The sequence below is a fragment of the Frankia tisae genome (genome assembly GCF_025403405.1).
Taxonomy (GTDB): domain Bacteria; phylum Actinomycetota; class Actinomycetes; order Frankiales; family Frankiaceae; genus Frankia; species Frankia tisai.
Genome location: NZ_JANEZT010000782.1, coordinates 1 through 580 on the forward strand (window position 1 = coordinate 1; position 580 = coordinate 580).

Below are 580 nucleotides of genomic sequence, written 5' to 3' on the forward strand. Positions count from 1 at the left end.
CGACCGGGCCATCCCCGCCCGCGTCCTGGCCGCGTACCGCAAGGCCGCGACCCGCACCGCCACCGAGCATCCCGGCTGTCACCTGCCCTGGCAGCTTCTCGCCGGCATCGGCAGAATCGAGTCCGGCCACGCCGTCGGCCGCCCCATCACCCCCGACGGCACGATCACCCTGCCCATCCTCGGCCCGCCGCTGAACGGCCGCCACGGCCACGCCCTCGTGCGCGACACCGACCGCGGCGCCCTCGACCACGACACCACCTACGACCGTGCCGTCGGCCCCATGCAGTTCATCCCCACCACCTGGCACACGGCTGGCCGCGACAACTCCGGCGACCAGCGCGCCGACCCCCACAACATCGACGATGCCACGCTCGCCGCCGCCGGCTATCTCTGCCGTTCCCACCGCGACCTGGCCGTCCCCGCGCAGCTGCGCACCGCGATCTTCAGCTACAACCCCTCCGCCAGCTACGTGCACGCCGTCCTCGCCTGGACCGCCGGCTACACCACCGCCGGCTACGCCCCGGCGTCCGCAGCAACCGGCACGCCTCGCCCGACAGCGGCCTCGCCACCTGCCCCCGCC

The 580-nt window shown here is 74.7% G+C and carries 1 protein-coding gene; it reads left to right on the forward strand.

All coding sequences use genetic code 11. The features are described 5' to 3' along the window. The coding region (locus NBZ85_RS31665) for a lytic transglycosylase domain-containing protein (RefSeq protein ID WP_261563485.1) at positions 1 to 580 on the forward strand (580 nt) is incomplete at both ends.